The sequence below is a fragment of the Paraburkholderia guartelaensis genome (genome assembly GCF_004353905.1).
Lineage (GTDB): Bacteria > Pseudomonadota > Gammaproteobacteria > Burkholderiales > Burkholderiaceae > Paraburkholderia > Paraburkholderia guartelaensis.
This window is the reverse complement of record NZ_SMOD01000056.1, coordinates 22,508-42,333: the sequence shown is the minus strand read 5'-3', so window position 1 is coordinate 42,333 and position 19,826 is coordinate 22,508. Positions and strand designations below refer to the sequence as shown.

At 58.4% G+C, this 19,826-nt stretch carries 13 protein-coding genes and 1 pseudogene; 2 read left to right on the top strand and 12 right to left on the bottom strand.

Annotated features, from left to right (window positions below; translation table 11 throughout):
- Both E1N52_RS38790 and E1N52_RS38780 read left to right on the top strand, forming a co-directional pair.
- Nucleotides 1-254, top strand: a pseudogene (locus tag E1N52_RS38790) (IS256 family transposase); the annotation flags it as partial.
- Nucleotides 255-543: 289 nt separating this feature from the next.
- Complete coding sequence (locus tag E1N52_RS38780; protein WP_133189908.1) at nucleotides 544-1,383, top strand: SAM-dependent methyltransferase; 840 nt, start codon at nucleotides 544-546, stop codon at nucleotides 1,381-1,383.
- A gap of 123 nt (nucleotides 1,384-1,506) precedes the next feature.
- On the opposite strand, the gene E1N52_RS38775 is transcribed toward E1N52_RS38780, so the two are convergent.
- From E1N52_RS38775 to E1N52_RS38720, 12 genes are all read right to left on the bottom strand, one after another.
- Entirely contained in the window at nucleotides 1,507-2,226 is a 720-nt protein-coding gene (locus tag E1N52_RS38775) for a TylF/MycF/NovP-related O-methyltransferase (RefSeq protein ID WP_133189906.1), read from the bottom strand.
- Nucleotides 2,227-2,614: 388 nt separating this feature from the next.
- A complete protein-coding gene (locus E1N52_RS38770; protein ID WP_165979549.1) occupies nucleotides 2,615-3,391 on the bottom strand; it encodes a TylF/MycF/NovP-related O-methyltransferase in 777 nt (258 codons plus the stop codon).
- A 271-nt stretch (nucleotides 3,392-3,662) separates the two neighbouring features.
- Nucleotides 3,663-5,294, bottom strand: a complete 1,632-nt coding sequence (locus tag E1N52_RS38765; protein ID WP_133189902.1) for a hypothetical protein — start codon at nucleotides 5,292-5,294, stop codon at nucleotides 3,663-3,665.
- 359 nt (nucleotides 5,295-5,653) lie between these two features.
- Entirely contained in the window at nucleotides 5,654-6,661 is a 1,008-nt protein-coding gene (locus tag E1N52_RS38760) for a glycosyltransferase family 2 protein (protein WP_246089406.1), read from the bottom strand.
- Nucleotides 6,662-6,908: 247 nt separating this feature from the next.
- Nucleotides 6,909-9,608, bottom strand: a complete 2,700-nt coding sequence (locus E1N52_RS38755) for a glycoside hydrolase family 99-like domain-containing protein (RefSeq protein WP_133189900.1) — start codon at nucleotides 9,606-9,608, stop codon at nucleotides 6,909-6,911.
- A gap of 75 nt (nucleotides 9,609-9,683) precedes the next feature.
- Nucleotides 9,684-10,937: an FkbM family methyltransferase gene (locus E1N52_RS38750; RefSeq protein WP_133189898.1), complete on the bottom strand. Its 1,254-nt coding sequence runs from the start codon at nucleotides 10,935-10,937 to the stop codon at nucleotides 9,684-9,686.
- Between the two features lie 87 nt (nucleotides 10,938-11,024).
- Nucleotides 11,025-12,014 carry an ADP-glyceromanno-heptose 6-epimerase gene (gene rfaD, locus E1N52_RS38745; protein WP_133189896.1) on the bottom strand — a complete coding sequence of 330 codons (990 nt, stop codon included), beginning with the start codon at nucleotides 12,012-12,014 and terminating at the stop codon, nucleotides 11,025-11,027.
- The gene (rfaE1, locus tag E1N52_RS38740; RefSeq protein ID WP_133189894.1) at nucleotides 12,011-13,000 is read right to left on the bottom strand and encodes a D-glycero-beta-D-manno-heptose-7-phosphate kinase; all 990 of its coding nucleotides are present in this window, start codon (nucleotides 12,998-13,000) and stop codon (nucleotides 12,011-12,013) included. Before rfaE1 ends, rfaD begins: the two co-directional genes overlap by 4 nt.
- Before the next feature lie 55 nt (nucleotides 13,001-13,055).
- Nucleotides 13,056-15,992: a glycosyltransferase gene (locus E1N52_RS38735; protein ID WP_133189892.1), complete on the bottom strand. Its 2,937-nt coding sequence runs from the start codon at nucleotides 15,990-15,992 to the stop codon at nucleotides 13,056-13,058.
- A complete protein-coding gene (locus E1N52_RS38730) occupies nucleotides 15,973-17,472 on the bottom strand; it encodes an ABC transporter ATP-binding protein (RefSeq protein ID WP_205965740.1) in 1,500 nt (499 codons plus the stop codon). The genes E1N52_RS38735 and E1N52_RS38730 overlap by 20 nt, the downstream gene beginning before the upstream one ends.
- Nucleotides 17,357-18,136 carry an ABC transporter permease gene (locus tag E1N52_RS38725; protein ID WP_246089405.1) on the bottom strand — a complete coding sequence of 260 codons (780 nt, stop codon included), beginning with the start codon at nucleotides 18,134-18,136 and terminating at the stop codon, nucleotides 17,357-17,359. Before E1N52_RS38725 ends, E1N52_RS38730 begins: the two co-directional genes overlap by 116 nt.
- A gap of 109 nt (nucleotides 18,137-18,245) precedes the next feature.
- Nucleotides 18,246-19,673 carry a mannose-1-phosphate guanylyltransferase/mannose-6-phosphate isomerase gene (locus E1N52_RS38720; RefSeq protein WP_133189888.1) on the bottom strand — a complete coding sequence of 476 codons (1,428 nt, stop codon included), beginning with the start codon at nucleotides 19,671-19,673 and terminating at the stop codon, nucleotides 18,246-18,248.
- Nucleotides 19,674-19,826: the final 153 nt, after the last annotated feature.

Genomic DNA, 19,826 nt, shown 5'->3' with positions numbered 1-19,826 from the left:
GGCAGCATGTGCGGACCACGAATCCAATCGAATCGACGTTTGCGACGGTACGCCATCGCACGAGCCGCACGCGTAACTGTCTGTCGCGCGCGACCTTCCTCGCCATGGCGTTCAAGCTGATTGAAGCGGCCGAGCAGGGCTGGAGGAAGATTCGCGGTGCCGAGAAAATTGATCAGCTTCTGAAGGGTGTTCCCTTCAAAGACGGAACCCCGGTGATTGATAGCACACCGGCTCCTCAAGCGCTGGCCGCCTGATCATGCCGTCCCGCCCGCGTACACCACTATTGACGATTGCTCGCCTCCGTAGCTGCCCCGACACGCGTCGATATGGATGTCGCCTGTGCCGGTTGCCCCCAGACGCGTCTGTAACGGCACAAACCACCTGCTGGACCGCATCACCGCCGCCCACATCGTGTAGAACCTGTCCAGTTCAAATTTAGTTGGACACGATCGTCGCCTGCGTACCCGACGCTAGCAAGATGCCCTCCCCTGGCGCTTACCGGTAAAATACTATCCTTGGAAATAGGAATTTCGGAGAGGCCAAGTGCAGATCGAACAGTTGATCGAAAATATTCGGGATCCCCTGTATCGGACCAAATTCGTCAACGTACCCGACATCATTGCAGACTGGCTATCAGATAGTGGTGGCCTACATAAAAAGGACGTGCTCGAGTTCGGATGCGGTGAGGGAACAATGGCACTCGGCGTGGCCCTTCGCAAAGAGGCTCAGCGTGTGGTCGGCGTGGAGATTCTGGATGTACACGAGCAGTGTCGGACGCTCGCGCAGTCGCAACTCGGCGTCCGCGAGCTTCCCCGTAACCTGTTCCTGCGCAAAATCGCCCCGGGCGCCGACCTGACCGAATTCGGAGCGTTTGATGTCGCATATAGCTGGTCGGTCTTCGAGCACGTCGCGCAAGACATGCTTCCTCAGGCAATGACCTCAGTTTTCAACGCGCTCAAACCAGGTGGCCACTTTTTCCTGCAGATCGATCCGCTCTACTACTCACCGAACGGATCGCACATGATGCCCTGGCTCGTCGAGCCGTGGGCTCACCTGACGATGCAGGCTGACACGTTCAGGCGCCGCCTGTTCGAGGCGCCTGAAACACCTGCCAAGGTCAGAAATGAGTGGGCCGTTTATATCCCGCTGAATGCCGCCACTGCAGACGAACGCAAGACGCTTTGGGAAACATACGACACGCTCAACCGCATGACGGCACCACAACTCCGAAGGCTCGCGGAATCCGCTGGCTTTGAAGTGATCCGGGACTATCGGACCACGGCCGAACGCGAAATCCCGCTAAATCTTCTCGAGGCCTACGACCGCGAAGCCCTCCTGACCGAACAGATAGTGTTGCTCCTTCGGAAACCCGCAACAGCTTGAAGTTCGGGTCGACAACGAACCTGTGAAATCGCTTATAAAGTGGGGCACTCTTACACTTCGCCAAACGGTTTAGGGTAACTAGTACAACCCGGACCGGCATGCGGCCGGCGGGTTGATGGCAATCTAACTGTAATAAGTCTCTTTGTTCTTTCGCACGACTACCGAGCCACATAAATCCGGCAACGGAACAATGCTTTCCGGCTTATCCGCAAAGAACCTATCAATGGCCGTTTCAGCCCCGTCCCAATATAGACTGTTGTAATCGTGCATGATAATGAAGCCGCCGGGCCGAACGCGAGGATAAAAATAGTGAAGTCCTGCAGCCATGGGTTCGCCAAGATCGCAATCAATATGGACGAGCGAATACGTACCGGCGGCTGGCAACTGCGGGGCGGTATCAGGGAAGCGACCCTTGATAAAAACCGTTTGATCGTCGCCAACCTTTTCGCGAACTGCATCAAGGCTTGTATCAGCGAATGCCCCATTCAACTGCGACTCGTTTTCGGAGAGATCCATCGCATCAAACCCTTCAAACGTGTCCAGCAGATAGGTCGTTCGGCCAAGCCGACGCGCAATCGCCGCCAGGAACTGCGCTGAGTTGCCCTTGAACACGCCGAGTTCCGCAAAGTCTCCGCTGATATTGTCCTTCGCGAGTTGATCGATGATCAAACAGAATGCGAAGAATCTCGCCTGGTCGTTATGGGAGAACTTCAAGATATCCGTCTGCGGATCGAGAATTCCGCCGCGCGCGCGATATTTTTCAATATTTTCCGTATATTTCTGTGGTGCTTTCGGGATAAGCAAATCTGGCCAACTTACTTCCGCTACAGTGCTTTGCGCCATTACAACTCTCCTTCGTAGAAAGTCTAATTAACGTTGCAGAACTGCGTAACATCCTATCCAAGAACTGAATATACCAAGTACCGTGCCGACGATGTGCAATTCTCGCGCCTGTATCAGCGCCCCATACTTGCCTTGGTACGCGGCGTGTGAGTCGATGCGACCAGGGAAGCGCAACGCGCCGCATACCTTGGATCAGATAACTCACCCTCGCTATACGTAAATCACGACCATTAACTGCAAGTCGAAAATTCTCAGAATCCCCGCTTATTTTTTGTCGGCAAGGTGGATATATATTGATTACCCCCTAGATCGTTTTAAATAGGCGACAGTGCAAACGGTCGTGACGACCGCTCTTGTAATCGCATGCAATGCATGCGCGAATTGGAATTTATCGGTAGCGAGCTTTCTTATTCTTCCGCACGACTACAGTACTGCAGAGATCGGGTAATGGCATGATGCCCTCTGCCTTATCGGCAAAGAATTCCTCCACGGCCTTTTCTGCCCCATCCCAACAGAGGCTTCCGTAGTCATGCATGAGGATAAAGCCGCCCGGTGCCATACGCGGATAAAAATACTCCAAAGCCGCAACCATCGGGACGTATAGATCGCAGTCGATGTGCACGATCGCATATTGGCCGTCGTCAGGCAATTGCGATGCCGTTTCAGGAAAGTGGCCCTTGACGAATACGGTCCCCTCCTCACCAACGCGACCTTTTACGGCCTCAAGGCTCGTATCTTTGAACGTCCCAGTCAGATGCTTTTCGTCCTTATCGAGATCTTCGTCCGGAAAGCCCTCGAAGGTGTCGAGCAAGTAGAGGGTTCGTTGCTGCCGACGCGCGAAGGCGGCCAAAACTTCGGCGGTATTACCTTGCCAGACACCGAATTCGACGAAATCACCCGGTACCTTATGCTTTGCTACCAGGTCGGAGATGAGACAGAGCGAATAGAACCGACCCATGTCGCCGTTGTGAGAGTCCTGACCGTTTGCAAACCTCGCGGCATCCTCTTCCGGTTCGACCAGCCCGCCCAAGGCAACGTACTTCGCATAGTTCTGTGTGTATCGCTGCGGGTGCGAAAACTTACGCTCAACTTTCCAGTCTGGTTTCGAATCCGTTACAGGGGCATCGTCTTTCAAGAACTTCCGAGCGACGTTCAAAAGCGACATAACCTTCCTCCACGGTAAGGAAGGCCCATTATAGGTGAAGGAAGGCGCACTAATGTGCAGCCAATGTGACACCATAAGGGTCAGACTCGCTCCAGCGCGCTCGAAACGGTACGCCATCCACGAAACTGACTTTCCGTAGCTGGCGGAGCGCGCCTCTAGCAAATTGACACTCCCCAGTACGACTGGGAAGTGTCTGTCCCAAGGCCGTTTAATTTTCCTGTGCTGACCGGGAGAAAGCATACTGACCGCTGCCACGAGTCAGTTCAAACCGTCATCGGATCATGCAATACCCGGTGCCGGTCTTCGCAAACACATGAATGTTGGGCGTATCGCGATAGAAAGCCACCCATCCGAGCCGCTTATTCCTCGTGCCAACAGCCGCAGCAGCGTCGGGTCGGTACCCGCCGACCACGCCAGAACCAACAGTCTTTCCAGACGCGTCTGTGATCGCCACAGTGCGAGCCCTTCCGTGATCCGCATAGGTCCATCCTTCTGCGCGCTGCCATCCTGGTGTCTCCGTGGGCTTCGTACTGTCATACGCACCTGGGCAGGTCTTAGTTGAATCTATGTGATCGGGCGGTGTGTCGTAGCCGGTTGCATTGGGGCGCAAAATGCTGATCGACTCCTTCTGTGCCTGAAGGACGATCGGCTTGATTGCATCGCCGTTCGGCCCAGCGAACCACAACGCTTGCATGTACTGCCGATCGAAAATATCGTCGCGCATTGCCTGACCAGCTACCAGCCTTCCGTAGAGCACGTCGGGATTGCCGGTAAACGCTGCTGGCTGAACGACCAGAACGGACAGGAGACCGACGCCGATGCCACCATAAACCAATGGGCGCATCGTCTCCCGCTTCAGATTCACCGCCCAGAACAACAGGATCGATGCCCAGGCGAGCAAGCCGTTGGTCGCATAGCGCGGCTCAAACACGCTTTCAAGCCCAAGAGTCAGACGACCAATCCCTGTCGCTAGCGCCGTGATGCACATGAATATGGCCGTCGCGAGCAACGGCATGACCTTCATGTCCCGGTTCTTGCACGCGCAAACAAATCCTGTTGCCGTGCCGACTACAACCAGCAAGCCTGCCAGCGTTGCCAGTTTGAACCGATGGAACGGGTGGTAGATGGGCGAACCGAGGTAGGCGACGGCGTACCGCACGAGGCCCACAGGATCATGTCGCAGCACCCATCCCGGGGTACCGTGCTGCAGAGTTCCCATCGCGCCGTCCGCGTGGTGGAAGTAAAAGAAGACTTCCATGAGTGCTACGACTATGGCGACCGCAAAATATCGGAGCGGGAATCGATAGTAGGCCATCAGCAAAATAAATACTGGCCATGCCAAACTCCCGTTTGCCATCGAAAACGCAGATGTGAGTGCTGCGAAAATGCCTGCCGCGAACCAGCGTTTCGAATATCCGCCTGCCGCACTGAGTGCAAGCGCGTGGAAAGCGAGAATCGCGAACATCCCGACGGCAAACCACTGGTTCTGGAACGCCCAGGTAAAGTTGTCCCTCTGCATCCACGAAAAACAAAACGCCAGGATGATCCCGGCCGTCGCAAGCTTCGCTTCCGCAGTCATTCCGCTTCGGAAAATCGCGGCACGCCATAAAGACAGCGCCATCAGGCCACACATCACGACATTGCTGATGAACGAGAGGACGTTCACGCCGCCGAACCAGCGCATGTCAGGATAGAAGATCAGGCGGGAGAACAGCAGGCGGTGCTCGTTGTGCAGCGACCAGAAAGCCGGCCACCAACTCTGATTGGCTTTCATGTACCAGTCAACGTTACCGATCCACTGGTCCCAATATGGGACGGGAGAGTAATTGAGGACGACGCCTGCTGTTGTGACGAGAGCTACTGCAAGACCCAACAGAAAAAGACCGCGAGATAGTACCTTCATTTGTTTGATCGATATCCCCAAAGCTTTCGCGAGCCCACCGCAATCCTAATCGTCACCAGCAAGCGCATCTCGATATGGCCACTCTGGACGAACTCGGATATTTGCCCTTCAGATGGGCCGGCGGAGCACTGCGGTGTAATCTTCTGTGTCGCGAGTGCGAACACATGAGCGTTGCCATTGCAACGAGTCCAGACTTCGCTGACTGATGCTTTTCGCGAGACTTACGCCGAAGAAAGGTGCATTTTATCAAGGATTCCACCCCACGAATTGGATCATCCTGGGAGGGCCCCCTTGTGAAGGCTGCCTGACTTCCAACAAAGCCGCCTATAGTGAGCAAAGCAACTTTCCGGCTCGCAACACTAGCGGTTGATGAGGTCGCGCACCATACCCGCCACTCCATCGGCAAAACGTTGGTAGCTTCTAGTGCGCGCCTCCCTGACAATCGAAGCAACCCGTTGCACCGGATTGCGTGGGAACTCGCGCCGACGGATAAAGTGCTGCTCGGCTTCGGCCAACAGCGCCAACGCATCAGCGCGTACGAACTGTGTTTCGCCCAGTCGCCGGTGCAGCACCCCAAATCGCGAGATCTTGCGCGCCAGATACCGGTCACGCGGCAACGCGATCGCTCGCCTCACGTAAGCGGCGAGCCACGAAATCCTGCCCGTCGGGACGCCAATTGCATTCCGGCCATGTTGTCGATAGCGGACCAGCTTTTCCGGCAGCATCGCGACCGCTTTCCATGCCGCTGCACAGGCCGCAAGCCACTCGTCATGCAGCCATTCGGGGGGAATAGGCAGCGCGACGTCAAGCAATTCGCGCCGGAAAGCAGCGGCCGTCCCTGTCACGAGATTCCGGCGGCAATAGACTTCGAAGAACCGCTGCTGCTGGACCAGCACGCGTTCTGCTGCGGAAAGGTAAAGCGACTGGAAGAGCGTTTGTCCAAGGTCTCGATCATCCTCGTCAACTAACTCCGCGTCGGAATGCACAAGGAGTGCTGACGGGTGTGTTTCGAGGTAGGCGCCCATAATCGCAATCTTATCGTGCGCCCAAACGTCATCCTGGTCCGCAAGAAAAATAATGCAGGTATCGAGCGCGCGTATCGCTTGTTCGAAGTTGCGCGTCACACCCAGCCGCTTCTCATTGCGAAGAAGCGTGACCCGTATGCCCATAGACGAACGCACATACTCGCTCCACTCAACAAGATGCTCCCAGGTGCCGTCGTCGGAGCGATCATCGCTCACAACGATCTGATCTGGTAGACGCGACTGGTCAGTCAAAGACTGCAGTTGCGCATCAAGGAAAGCGATACCGTTGCATGTACACATTGCAATGCCAACGGACGTCGCGGGAGAAGTCGTCACGCTCATCTGGAATGGAGGAAAGTCAGGGGCTGGGCCAACAATCAAGTGCAGAGGGCGCTGCTACGCAAAGCAACGAACCCTCGCTGGTCGGCCGGATATCCGGGCTCGCACGAGGGCTCATTTCGCGTACGAGCCGTGGCACAGCTAGAGCCCCATACGTCGGTTATTCTATTCCCGAGCGTAACTGCAGAAACAACCGGGCACGCAAAGCTGCCTTGCTCACGCAGGCGACTTTGCGCACGCCGCGGCATGGTCAACGTCGGTCGCTAATTATCCGACGCAACCGATGCTTCACTGCCCCCAACGCAGGCCTGCCCGAATTGGCCGGTTCCTCGTTCACGTTCGCCGATCGCGCGGCCGCAAGCTCGGTGCGCAGCGCCTCGCGATCCCGCCACAGTGCGCCGGATTGCGCGCGCGCCGCCTGGAAAATCCGGTACGCGCCCTCGTCCTTGACACGCTGGACCCGCTCGAGCAACGCCAGCGCCCGCGCGTACTCCTCGCTGCCTTGCAGCGCGAGGACGTTCTTTACGTCGGCAATCGCGTCACGCGTTTCTTCAAGATACCGGCGTCCACGCCGGCCGTCCGGCTCGAGGTAGGTTCCTTCGCACCATTCATTCCACGAATGCAGGAACACGATCCGTTCCTCGGCCGGGTAGCGCCTGTAGGTATCGAGCAATGCCTGTGCGAGCCACAACCGGTAAGAGTCGCCTTCCGTATTGACGTGCACAAGTGCACGCGAGCCATAGCGCGGGGTATTGTCCCAAGGCAGCATCACGGTGCGGAACCGGCGGTACTCCGGCGCGGGCCTACTCATGTGGAATCGCGCAAATCTGTCATAGTCAACGATTCGACCCGTGAAATTCTCCGGCAGGTCGAGCGAATCGGTCTCGCGACTGAGCACGTCGGGCGGCACAACATTCGAAGGAATCTCGTAGCTCGCATCGAAACCAAGTTGTCGCGGTTGCGGCGGCTCAGGCGTCCAGTCGTCGACCATCACCAGATAGATTCCAGGGAATCCGCGCCGAGCCATCTCGTCGCGCCAGATCTCGGTTGTGCTGAGAATGTCCGGGAACAAATGCGCCTTATAGATGCACAGCACCGGCTTACCGTTCACCTTCGTGTAGCGGTCATCCTCAAAAAGGGGCATCAGTTCCCGGATGAAAGCAAGGTCATCTTCCTTCGAGTGCTGCTGGGCGATGATGACCTCGTTGTCGCCACCATCCCAGCGCTTGCTCCAGTTCTCGTTTGCCCAAAGGAAGAAGAACGGCATTTTCAGATCGGAATTGATGTAATTCTCGATCGGCTTGTAAAGCAGCTTCTTGCCATGGAAATAGTAGTAGTAGAAGCACAAGCCCGAAATGCCATACTCCGTCGCCAGCTCGACCTGCTGGCGCATGACGTCGAACGAGCGCAAATCATAGTAGCCGAGTTCCCCGGGAATCTTCGGCTGGTAATGCCCCTTGAACAGCGGCTTTGCCTTGATGACGTTGTTCCACTCGGTAAAACCGGGGCCGTGCGCCCAATTGTTCTCTGGAATCGGGTGGAATTGCGGCAGATAAAAAGCGAACGTGCGAGGCAGTTCGGCATCCGGCACCTGGGCCTCTCGCGACGACAGCACGATGGTGGGTTGCTCCAGGGCGTCCGAAAGGCGCGGCGGATCGGCGTACAGTGACCGGCCATTGCTCTCGAGCTTGAGGTCGTGATGCCCACCTGCCGGTTGCGTCTGCACTGCGCCAGCGCGCCCTTCGAGTTCGCCGAAACGAATGTAATGTAGCACCGGGTTCATGCCCGAGGCGGCTACATCCTCATTGCGCTTCAGGTACTGCTTCACATCGAATTCCGGACCGGGGCGATATCCGAGCGCGCCGCCGATGGTCAGATAATGCTCGGCCGGATCCATTTTCGACGCCTCGACTTCTGGGTGGTGCAGCATGTACCAAGCCGCATCGTAAAGCGAAGACTGGCGCAGCAGCGCGATATCCGTGTCGTCAAAGGCAATAGATTTTGGTGGCGCCTTGGGCACCACCGGGCTGCTTTCCGAATTCTCGCCTCGCCCGTCAAGGATATTGGCCACATAGCGCGTGGCCTCGATGACATCCTGAGCCCGCAACTCGTGCGCGGGACCGAGCAGATTGCGGGCGAGCTTAACCTCCGGCGCGTCGCTGCCATAGAGGCCCGTATACGGCGTGTACTGACGAAATGCGCCCATACGGCCGAGCAGGACGACGCCAGGCGTGCATACGGCGTTCGCGAGATGCGACGGGCCGCTGTCGACGCCGATAAAGAAACGCGCACGGCGAATGACCTCTGCCGTTGCGAGGATGCTCGTACGGCTTCTCAGGTCGGTAGCCAGTGCAGCCAGCGGGGACGGTTCGCCCTCCTTGCTCACACCGACCTCCACGATCGGCAGCTTCAGTTCCGTCGCAATCCAGCGCGCCAGTGCCTGCCAGTTTTCACTGGTCCAGTCTTTGTCGACGTTGTTCGACTCGCGGTGGATCACACAGTACTGCGCCGGAAGCCCCAGCGCGTCAACCGCACGGCGGTCTGCATCGCCGATATAGAGCCGTGGAGCCGCCGAAAGCTTCGGCAGCCCGGCGCCCATCGAGAACGCTTCGAGCAACGCGCCATAGTCCAGCCACTCGTAGGCGTTAATGAATGGATTGCCCTGATCCTTGATCAGCGGAACACGGCAATGCGAACAAACACGGTAGTTGACGTGCAGATCGACGACCTTGTCGTATCCCCCATGCCGGGAGATCTTGATCCAGTCCGTCAGGCAATCGACGGCCACCGTCTCATCGACGTGAGGATTCGAATCAATAAGCTCGCGATAGGCTTTGTTGACAACCCACGCCACCGTGCTGTCGGGGTGCTTCATCTTCAGGTAACGGGCAACCGGCTCACACGCGACGATGTCGCCGATATGCTCTACCAGACCGATAACGATTCTCATCCTTTCATCGCCTCAAAAACGTTCCTGCCAGCCCGAAGGCCCCGATGTATCTCTCAATCCCGCGATCGCATTCGGTCAGCGATCTGTATTCTTTTTGCCTAACGCGCGTAGCGGTGCCGTTATGCGCCAGATCATCGACTGCGTGATCTGGTCGGTAGCCCGCTGTAGTTCCGCTGATGCCTCCCGCGCCGAACGCTCCGACTCCATTGCGCGAGTTACTTCTGCCCGGAGTCGGTCCACCTCGGCCAGCAGCTTGCTGTTTTCTTCCTCCGCCCCAGCAATCTTGCGTTCACGGTCGTCGAGTTCTTGCGCGTGGTGCTCTTTCAACTCTCGCACAATTCGCTCTTCCTTCTCCGCTGCCTGCCGCGCCGATTCCCTCAATGCGACCGCAGCGTCCAGCACAGCAGTACCACCTGAGCGCGCCGCCGCGCTGGCGCGCAGCACCTCATGGTCGTACTGCGGCTTGTTCAGCAGGGCAAGCGCCAGATCGTCAGCGGTTTCAATATCGAGCAACAACTCGCACTGACGAACCTCGTAACCTTCGAGCGGATCCGACGCCTCAGGCGTTCCCACCAGAGCCACTTCGCGCGCGCCCATGAAAACGTTCTGACTGCAGTGCAGAAAGTTATCCTCATTGAAGGCTAGTACGACATGTGCCCGAACCCGATAACCGTATTCTCTCAACAGCCTGAAACAGCGCAGCCCATCTTCGAGCGAGTTGCACTCCGCATAAATGGCAGGTCCATGGCGGCGTATCAATTCCCCGGCGCCGCGCAAGACCATGTCCTCCATGCCCTCCACATCGATCTTGATGAGCGCACAGGAAGCGACGGGCAGTTCGTCGAGGGCGATCGACTTCACGCGGAATTCCGATGCACCGCTGGATTCGTGCTGCCGTGCCCCCGGTACGAACACGTCCCGCAACGATGCGCTGCCATAACTCGCAGGCGTTTCGATATCGATGGCGGGAATGTGTTCTTCCTTCGCCACCGCCGAAGCGATCGCATTTTCCGCACGGACATTGGCGAGGCCGTTGTCGCGGATGTTTCGGCTCAACAAATCAAAGCTGCGTGCCTGCGCCTCGATCGTAACGACCTGTCCATGTTCCCCAACGTGACGGGCGAACGCCAGGGTGTGCGTACCGATATAGCCACCCACATCGATCACAGTGTCGCCCGGGTGCACCATGGACAACATGAAACTTAATTCGTTTTGCGCCCATTCGCCATACAGGCGTAACGAATCGCTGATAGCCCCCGTATCGTTAGCGAATAGTGTTACCTGCCCGTGACGGGTACCAACAGTTTCGAACAAATTGTCCGATTGCATCAGCTTCTCCAACACTTCTCTCGGCAAATTATTTGCCTGTTATTCAAATACTCTGAGTGCGCGACTGCGCAGCAGCGCAATTCAGGCTCACTCCTGCGCGAGCCAACGTACGTAACGATCCACCCCTTCCTGCACCGTCAGGAACGGCGCGTCGTAGCCCGCTGCGCGCAGCTTCGACTGGTCCGCTTGCGTGAAGCACTGATACTTGCCGCGCAGCGCATCGGGGAACGGGATGTACTCGATCAGACCTTCCTTGACCTGCTCCGCGAGCGAGAGCGCGGGCTTGCCTTCCATCGCACGCAGCGTGTTCACCACGGTCGTGGCGATGTCGTTGAACGGCTGGGCGCGGCCGCTGCCCAGATTGAAGATGCCCGTCTTCTCCGGATGATCGAAGAAGAACAGGTTCACCTTCACCACGTCCTCGACGGAGACGAAGTCGCGCGTCTGCTCGCCCGGCGCATAACCGTTGTATTCGCCGAACAGCTTCACGCGGCCTTCGGCGCGGAACTGGTTGAAATTGTGGAACGCCACCGACGCCATGCGCGCCTTGTGCGTTTCGCGCGGACCGTACACGTTGAAATAGCGAAAGCCCGCAATCTGGCTTTGCGCCGTGGGCAGCACGCGGCGGATCACCTGGTCGAACAGGAACTTCGAATAGCCGTACACATTGAGCGGCGCTTCCACGTCGCGCTCTTCGACGAAGCGCGTCGAGCCGCCGTAAATTGCCGCCGACGACGCGTACAGAAACTGCACGCGCTGCGCGAGGCACGCGTCGAGCACGGCGCGGCTATAGCGGAAGTTGTTGTCCATCATGTAGCGGCCGTCGGTTTCCATCGTGTCCGAACAGGCGCCTTCATGGAACACCGCGCGCACATCGCCGAAATCGCCGCGCGCAAAGCGCTCGACGAACTCGGTCTTGTCGATGTAGTCGTCGATCTCGCAATCGACGAGATTCCTGAATTTGTCCGCGCGGGTGAGATTGTCGACGGCGATGATGCGGTCTTCGCCGCGTTCGTTCAGCGCCTTGACGATGTTGCTGCCGATGAAGCCGGCCGCGCCGGTGACGATGAGGGTCATGATTGAGTCTCCAGCGCGGTGTCCTGCATATCGGTCACCGCATCGGGAAAGAGTTCGTTAAATTCGACTGTTGCAGTGCCCAGTTTCCCGACCACGATACCGGCCGCCCGGTTCGCAACGGAGACAGCATCGGCCAGCGACGCGCCGGCGCCGAGCATCGCCGCGAGCGTGGCGATAACCGTGTCCCCGGCGCCCGACACGTCATAGACTTCGCGTGCACGCGCCGATTCGTGCATCGCACCCGCATCGGTAAAGAGCGTCATGCCCTCCTCCGATCGCGTCAGAAGGAGCGCCTCTAGCTCGAGCTCCTCGCGCAAGCGTGCGACGCGTGCATGAAGATCGTCTTCGGACTTCCACTGACCAACGACTTGCTTGAGTTCGGCGCGATTCGGCGTAATCAGCGTCGCTCCCCGGTAGCGCTCCCAGTCGTCACCTTTCGGATCGATCAGCACTGGCTTGCCCGCCTCGCGCGCAGCGGCAATCATCTTCGTGACGTGCGTAAGGCCGCCCTTTGCGTAGTCGGACATGAGAATCACGTCGTGCGACGGCAACAGCGCCTCGAAGCGTGCCAGCCCGGCGAGCAGCACCTCGTGGGCCGGCGCGCTCTCAAAGTCCACCCTGAGCAATTGCTGATGACGCGACAGCACACGCAGCTTGATGGTGGTAGGCAACGAAGGATCGCGCTCAAGATGCGCCTGCACACGACTGTCGCGCAGCAAGGAAACGATCTGCTCGCCAGCCTCGTCAGTACCGACCACGCACAGCAGCCCCGACCGCGCATTCAGCGCGGCGATATTGCGGGCTACGTTTGCTGCTCCGCCGAGGCGATCCTCGGCGCTGGAAACGTGCACGACGGGTACCGGCGCTTCCGGCGATATGCGATGAACGTCACCGAACCAGTACCGGTCCAGCATGACGTCTCCGACAACCAGTACGCGCGCCGCGGAGAGGTCGTCCGACAGCCGGGTCCTCGTCACTGCATTCATGGTCCCTTCGCGATCTGTGCTATAGCCCCGAATCGATGTCATCGTCATTCCGTTACTAGTTGCCCTTACGCCTGTTCCTCAAGCGTCGAGCGAAGCGCCAACAACGACGCGCCAGCGGTTTCATGCCCGGTACACGCAGCACGCGTTCAACGCCCGCCTCGACTCTCATGCCGACCCACTTCCCGGGGGTCGGCGCAACAGTGCCACCGCCGCTGATCGCGAGTCGAAGCTGATCGAACTGGCGCAGGCGATCTACAAGCGTACCGTACCTCACAGTTCGTCGCGCCTCTTCCATCGTGGCGAACACCTCCCGCGCCGAGCGATCCCAGCCTCCGCGTTCACCCGTCGTTTCCGGCGTCTTCCAATGCATACCGTTTTCGCGGATATCGGAGATCAGATCTTCGATCGTGCAAAAGAAATGAATGTTCTCCGCGCCTTCGGCACCAGCGGCCAACTCGCGATATAGCGCAGAATCCCGCACGTAAATCGGCCGTCTGCGTGCCAGCGCGTGCAGGACCGGAAAGCCGAAGCCTTCGTAGTGACTGGGGAACACAACTGCGCGGGCGTTTGAATAAAACTTCTCGAACGCCTCGTCCGAGAGATGTCCGGCCTGAAAAACCTCGACGTTTGCGTGCGGTGACGGCTTATCGCCATAGCCCACAGCAACAATGCGCTCACCGGGAAACGCAGCAGCGATAGCGTCCACTGTCGGGCGTACGAACTTATGGTTGAAGTGGTTGCCAATCACGAAAATGTGCGACTTGTCCTCATCGCGCTTTTCGCTCGGCGAGCCGTATTCGGTGATGTCAAGAGAGTGCGCCGACACCTTCTGGATCACAGCTGAACCTATCTCGAAGCGGTTCGTAATGCGATCGAGTGTGAAGCGCGAGTTCGTGAACAGCACGTCGATATGGCGAAGCGCGAAGTGCCAGATACGCGCATCGAAGTTCAACGACAGATAGCCACAGTCATATGCGATCGTATCCAGCATGAAGATGCCGACTACCGGGGCTCGGTTCACGAGCCGTGACATGGCATCGACATCGAACGGCTGGCCAATACGCACGATGGCGGTGACCTTTTCCGATTGTCCGTCGACCTCCAGCCGTGCCACGCCTTCCAGACGTGAGAGACCGTGGAAGTCCCACGCCGCCTTCTGCATGTACACGGCGATCTTGCAATGCCTGGGCCAGGTGCGTACGGCCGCCTCGAGCAGCTTGATGCCCGATTCGAATGTTCCGTTGAAGTACGGACCAAAGCTGGAAAAATCGAACGCGTAGACGAGTTGTCCGTTCGTGCCGCCAGCGTATTCAATCAACGTTTCCGCCCGGAATTCCGGCGACGCGAAATACGAATGGATGAGTTGCGGATACTCCGGATAACGCGCATGAAGAACTGGCGCGTTTTTCGCCTCACGAGCGGCCTTGGCCCGCGAGGACTCGGCGAACGATTGCTCACCCATGTGCCAGACGAAGGCCCGATTCGCGAGAACCGCACGATAGCCGCAGCGGTTCGCGCGCATGACCAGATCGTTTTCTTCGTTGTATCCGGTTCCGTAGACAGGATCGAAACCGCCTAGCTCGCTATGGACAGTCCACTTGATCAACAGACAAAAACCAACCGCCGTGGGTACGAATGAGTAACGCGGCAAAGTCGGTGCAGTCTGCACGAATGCCGCGTAACCCCGCTGCGGAGTCACGTCCTGATCGAGAAATGAATAAGGCAGCGTTGCGATGGTTGCATTGTTGCTCCGCGGCGAAACGAAGCCGATCATCGGATCGAGCGCAGCTACATCGAGTATCTCGCTCAACGCTCCGGGGAACACGATCGTGTCCGAGTTCAGCAGAACGACCTCCGCACGTGCCGCCTTCGCGCGCGCGAACGCCCGGTTGCAGGTTCCGATGAAGCCCAGGTTATTCTCGTTTGTGACCACCTCGAAGCTAATCGCGGGGTCATCGAAACGACAGATCTCGAGTGCTGCCTGGAGGGGTGCGTAGTCGGGACTGTCGTTGTAGAAGAAGACCTTCGCGCCTAGCCGGCGCAGTTCGTCGCCGATCGCATTGAGCGAACCGAACAGTTGCGGAACGAGCTCCTCTTTCTTGTAGAAAGGGACAACGATGTGCAGTTCGTTCTTTGAGCAGACTGCCTCGTAAGGCGGAGAAAAACCGTCGTTGGGTGCTCCCGCGGCAGTCTCGCGCATCCCGGTCCAGGGCGTGAAGTGCCCGGCAAAGGTTGTCGAGCGTGTAACGTTTGTTTGCGCCACCGCCTCCTGCACCCACGCGCGCAGATCCTCGAGGGATGTGACCGGGTGCAAATCATGAGTAAGGAAACGCTCACCCTGCTCGTCCGGCATGAGGATCAGCATGCAATCGCGTGCGTCGCCATACATATTCTCGGTACAGCGACGATAGTTTTCCGGATTGAACGCGAACGCGGCGTGTCCGAATACCGTGTAGCGCTCGCGCTTCGCAGCAACAAGCCAAGCCTCGCCATCCTGCACAGTAGTGGGATCGACGCATATGACCGGTCGGCATCGGCCGATGGTCCCTGTCGCCGAATCGAACAGCGCTGCCGGCGATACGGCCACTCCACGCCCGATGTGAACGAGATCGACGCTCGGTAGCGCCAGCGACTCGAATGCCCCCCAAAGCGCGTCGCCCGACGAAGCGTTTATTCCGCCGTCAACCTCGCGCGTCAGCACTACGTCCTGCAAGAAATTGCGCTCAACGTTGGCCTTCAACGCATCGGCTGTGGCGCCTCGCATCTCAAGCGCGTGAATGCGCCCCGCGTCGTGGGCGTGGCGAGCGAACGCTATCGCGTACGCGCCGACATCGGCCCCGATGTCGGCGACGACACTACCCGGCACGAAAAAGCGCTGCATCATGACGAGCTGACGCTCGGCGAACTCTCCGTACAGCCGCAGCGAATCCACCGCGAGTCCGCGGTTACCGGATATCTCGAAGAAGCCGTACTTACATTGCATTTGCGCCATCGGACAGACTTTCAGATTGAGTCACATCGAAGGTAATGGAAAGCGACGGTGCGCCAAACTTGCCATGTACGAGATTGCTTCCGAGCGCGGTCAGCACCATGACGTCATGCATCAGATGGTGCTGCACGTGATCGTTACCCGGCCCTTCCGCGAAGGCGACGTCGATCGGGTATTCGCCCCGGATGAGCGCTGGGAAGCACATGGAAAACGTCGCCTCGATTTCCGAGCCTGCACTAGCGAAGATCGCGCGCTCGCGCAGATAACTGTCGGTACTCTCGGCGATCAGCTTTTGCCCATGGTTGTCTTTAAGCACGAATCCGATCGACGGATAAGTCATATCCGACTTCACAGTGGCCCGTATCACGAGGCTAAGCATTTCATCGGAGTGGAACTCGCTTACCACCTCCCCGTCGCCGTTCCGGAAGAAGACCGCGGTGATGGTCGCGCCACCGATACCGAAGCTCTCCGCTTCAGCCCGGAACTGCGATGCGTGGTAGCGCACGGGCGCAACGGATTCGACCTCATACCTGCGTGCCTGCCCAGTCCGCTCGCCCGATGAAGCAGCAGCCAGTAATGCGCCGGCGGATCCGCTCGATGCTCCGATTTCAGCGACTTGCGAAGCAGCCTTCTCCGAGTAAAGATCGCGTAGATAGATCATTGCGATCTCTTTCGGCGTTCCCGTTTCGTAGTGGTACTGTGTTCCTTCGCGGCGCAACAGGATCGCGTGCTCACAAAGCGCGTTCACCGCGCTCATGTCGTGGCTGACAAACAGCAACGTGCCGCCGTTCGCCTTGAAGTCGAGCAGGAAGCGCATGCACTTCTGCTGAAAGAACGCGTCACCTACGCTCAGCGCTTCGTCGACGATCAGGATATCGGCGTCGACGTGTGCGATCACGGCGAATGCGAGCCGTACGAACATGCCGCTCGAATACGTCTTGACCGGTTGGTCCACGTAGTCGCCAATACCCGCGAAAGCACTGATCGCCTCAAACCGCGCATTGGTTTGCTCCCGGCTCAAACCGTGCAGCGAAGCAGCCAGATACACGTTCTCCCGGCCCGTGAATTCGGGATTGAAGCCTGCGCCAAGCTCCAGCAATGCCGCTACCCTGCCGCGAACTTCAATATTTCCCTCGGTAGGCGAGAGAGTGCCGCAGATCATCTGCAACAGTGTCGACTTGCCTGCGCCATTGCGCCCGATGATCGCTACCGTCGTACCGCGCTCCACCGTGAACGAAACATCGTGCACGGCCCAGAACTCGCGAAAGTAGGTGCGCCTGCCGCGAAACAGCATCTGCAGCAAGCGGTCCCGAGGACGATCGTAGATGTGATAGCACTTGCTCAGATTGTCGATCTTGATGGCGTAATCAGAGGACATCGGCGAATCCTTTTCGTGTCTTCTCGAACCACCAGAAGCCGCCCAGCAACACGACGATCGACAGCACCAGCACTGGCACATACGCATGAAGGTCAAGACCTTCATGCCACATCAAAACCCGGCGGACCTGCTCGATGAGTGGAACGAGCGGATTCAACTCTGCGACAGGGCGAAATCGCGGCGGGATGGAGTCTGCCGAATAAAAGATGGGCGAAAGAAACATCAACACAGTCGTGAACAGGCCAGTGATCTGCGCGGTATCGCGAATGAAAACACCAAGCGCGGAGAAAAACCAGGCGATACCGAGCGACAGGAAAACCAGCGGAAGCAGAGCGACGGGAAACAGCAGCACGGTGATAGACGGCACGCCAATCGCAATCAGATAAAACGCCAGCCACACCAGGAAGCTGATGAAGAGATGAAAGAGCGCAACTGCGACGGCCACGAGTGGCAGGATTTCCAGTGGAAACACCACGCGCTTTACGTAGTTCACGTTCGACAGGATGATGCTCGGCGCACGGTTCAGGCATTCGGCAAACATGTTGAACACGAGCAGACCAGAAAACAGCACGAGCGCGAATTCAGCGCGCGACCCTGTGCCGCCCGGCCAACGCGAACGGAAAATCACGCCGAACACGAACGTGTACACGGCGAGCATGAGGACGGGTTGAAAGACCGCCCAGAACATGCCAAGCATCGAGCCACGGTAGCGGCCCAGCACTTCACGAACCGTCAGTGCGGCGATAAGGCCACGGTTCGTGACGATCATGCGGAGCATGCGTTTCGGATAGTCAATTAGACGCAGCATATTTCTTCAGGAAGAGACTGTTGGCTCCCCAGCGCGCAGACATGCTGACGATGAAGGGAGCCGCGCAAAATCAGCGGTTGTGCATCCGGCCATAGTTATCTTCGAAACGGACGATATCGTCTTCCCCAAGATAGGCGCCGGATTGGACCTCGATCATCTCCAGCGGCACCTTCCCTGGGTTTTCCAGGCGATGCTGGGTTCCGAGCGGAATATAGGTCGACTGGTTTTCCGAGAGAAGCAGTGTGGTGTCGCCGTTCACGACACGTGCAGTGCCTCGCACGACGATCCAGTGCTCCGCACGGTGGTAATGCATCTGCAGCGACAACGACGCGCCGGGATTAACGACGATCCTTTTCACCTGGAAACGATCGCCGCTATCCACACCTTCGTAAGTGCCCCAAGGGCGTGCCACCTTACGATGCAATTCCGATTCGACGCGGCCAGCCGCATTGAGCCGATCGACGATCTTCTTGACGTCCTGCGCCCGCTCCTTGCTCGCGACGAGCACAGCGTCGGCAGTCTCGACCACGACCAGGTCGTCGACGCCGAGTACGGCCACCATCCGGGACTCACTACGCACGAACGTGTTGGTCGCATCGAACGCGATCACGTCCCCCTGCAAGGTGTTGCCCTGCTCGTCCCGCGGACTGATTGCGGCAAGTGCGCTCCACGTGCCCACGTCGCTCCAGCCAATCCCGGCCGCCGCGACTACCACTGCGTGAGAGGTACGCTCCATCACGAGATAGTCAATCGAGTCCGAACGGCTTGCCGCAAACGCATCACGATCGAGACGCAGGAAATCGAGATCCTGCTTCGCGAGGCCAACTGCCTGCGTGACCTGTTCGAGGACGTCCGGCGCATGCAGAGCCAGTTCGCGCAGGTATGCGTCGGCGCGGAACAGGAACATGCCACTGTTCCAGTAGTAGCCGCCTTCCGCCAGGAAGGCCCTGGCCCGCGCCTCGTCCGGCTTCTCGACGAACGAATCGACCTCGAAAACATTGCCGCTCGCTCCGCGAGCCGCTGCACGCCGGATGTAACCGTAGCCAGTGTGAGGCTCGGTGGGCTCGATGCCGAACGTGACCAGCTTTCCTTCGGCCGCCTGCGGCAGCGCCTTCTCGACAACCGCGCGGAACACATCGTCGTTTTCGATCATGTGATCCGACGGCAGCACCAGCAGGACCGCGTCAGCGTCATCCTTCGATGCAATCAACGCGGCGGCTGCGATCGCGGGTCCCGTGTTGCGAGCGACGGGCTCGAGCGCCACACAACCCTGCACACCGATCTCGCGCAACTGCTCCGCAACGAGAAACCGTTGCTGCTCATTCGAAATGACCAGCGGCGCTGCGGTGTCAGCGAGACCGTCAAGCCTCCTGGCCGTCTGCTGCAACAAGGTCAAATCGCCACAAAGGGACAGAAACTGTTTCGGATATCCACTGCGGGACAACGGCCACATGCGTGTACCGGAGCCGCCACAAAGAATGACCGGGGTAATCGTCATAATCGTTACTGTTGAGCGTACGAGGGCACCGCCCGTGATGTTGAGGTCAAGGGCGGTAAACAGGTCATTATTACATGTACAAACGTCGCTCCCACCGCCCGTGGGTCCGAGTCGCGACAGCGAACCTTACCCTTGTCGGCAGCGGCGGAAGCA

Bases quoted from the DNA above. Each gene is read 5' to 3' on its own strand.
- E1N52_RS38775 (WP_133189906.1), bottom strand. From the start codon at position 2,226: ATGGCGCAAAGCACTGTAGCGGAAGTAAGTTGGCCAGATTTGCTTATC.
- E1N52_RS38770 (WP_165979549.1), bottom strand. From the start codon at position 3,391: ATGTCGCTTTTGAACGTCGCTCGGAAGTTCTTGAAAGACGATGCCCCT.
- E1N52_RS38765 (WP_133189902.1), bottom strand. From the start codon at position 5,294: ATGAAGGTACTATCTCGCGGTCTTTTTCTGTTGGGTCTTGCAGTAGCT.
- E1N52_RS38760 (WP_246089406.1), bottom strand. From the start codon at position 6,661: ATGAGCGTGACGACTTCTCCCGCGACGTCCGTTGGCATTGCAATGTGT.
- E1N52_RS38755 (WP_133189900.1), bottom strand. From the start codon at position 9,608: ATGAGAATCGTTATCGGTCTGGTAGAGCATATCGGCGACATCGTCGCG.
- E1N52_RS38750 (WP_133189898.1), bottom strand. From the start codon at position 10,937: ATGCAATCGGACAATTTGTTCGAAACTGTTGGTACCCGTCACGGGCAG.
- rfaD (WP_133189896.1), bottom strand. From the start codon at position 12,014: ATGACCCTCATCGTCACCGGCGCGGCCGGCTTCATCGGCAGCAACATC.
- rfaE1 (WP_133189894.1), bottom strand. From the start codon at position 13,000: ATGAATGCAGTGACGAGGACCCGGCTGTCGGACGACCTCTCCGCGGCG.
- E1N52_RS38735 (WP_133189892.1), bottom strand. From the start codon at position 15,992: ATGGCGCAAATGCAATGTAAGTACGGCTTCTTCGAGATATCCGGTAAC.
- E1N52_RS38730 (WP_205965740.1), bottom strand. From the start codon at position 17,472: ATGAAGGTCTTGACCTTCATGCGTATGTGCCAGTGCTGGTGCTGTCGA.
- E1N52_RS38725 (WP_246089405.1), bottom strand. From the start codon at position 18,136: ATGATCGTCACGAACCGTGGCCTTATCGCCGCACTGACGGTTCGTGAA.
- E1N52_RS38720 (WP_133189888.1), bottom strand. From the start codon at position 19,673: ATGACGATTACCCCGGTCATTCTTTGTGGCGGCTCCGGTACACGCATG.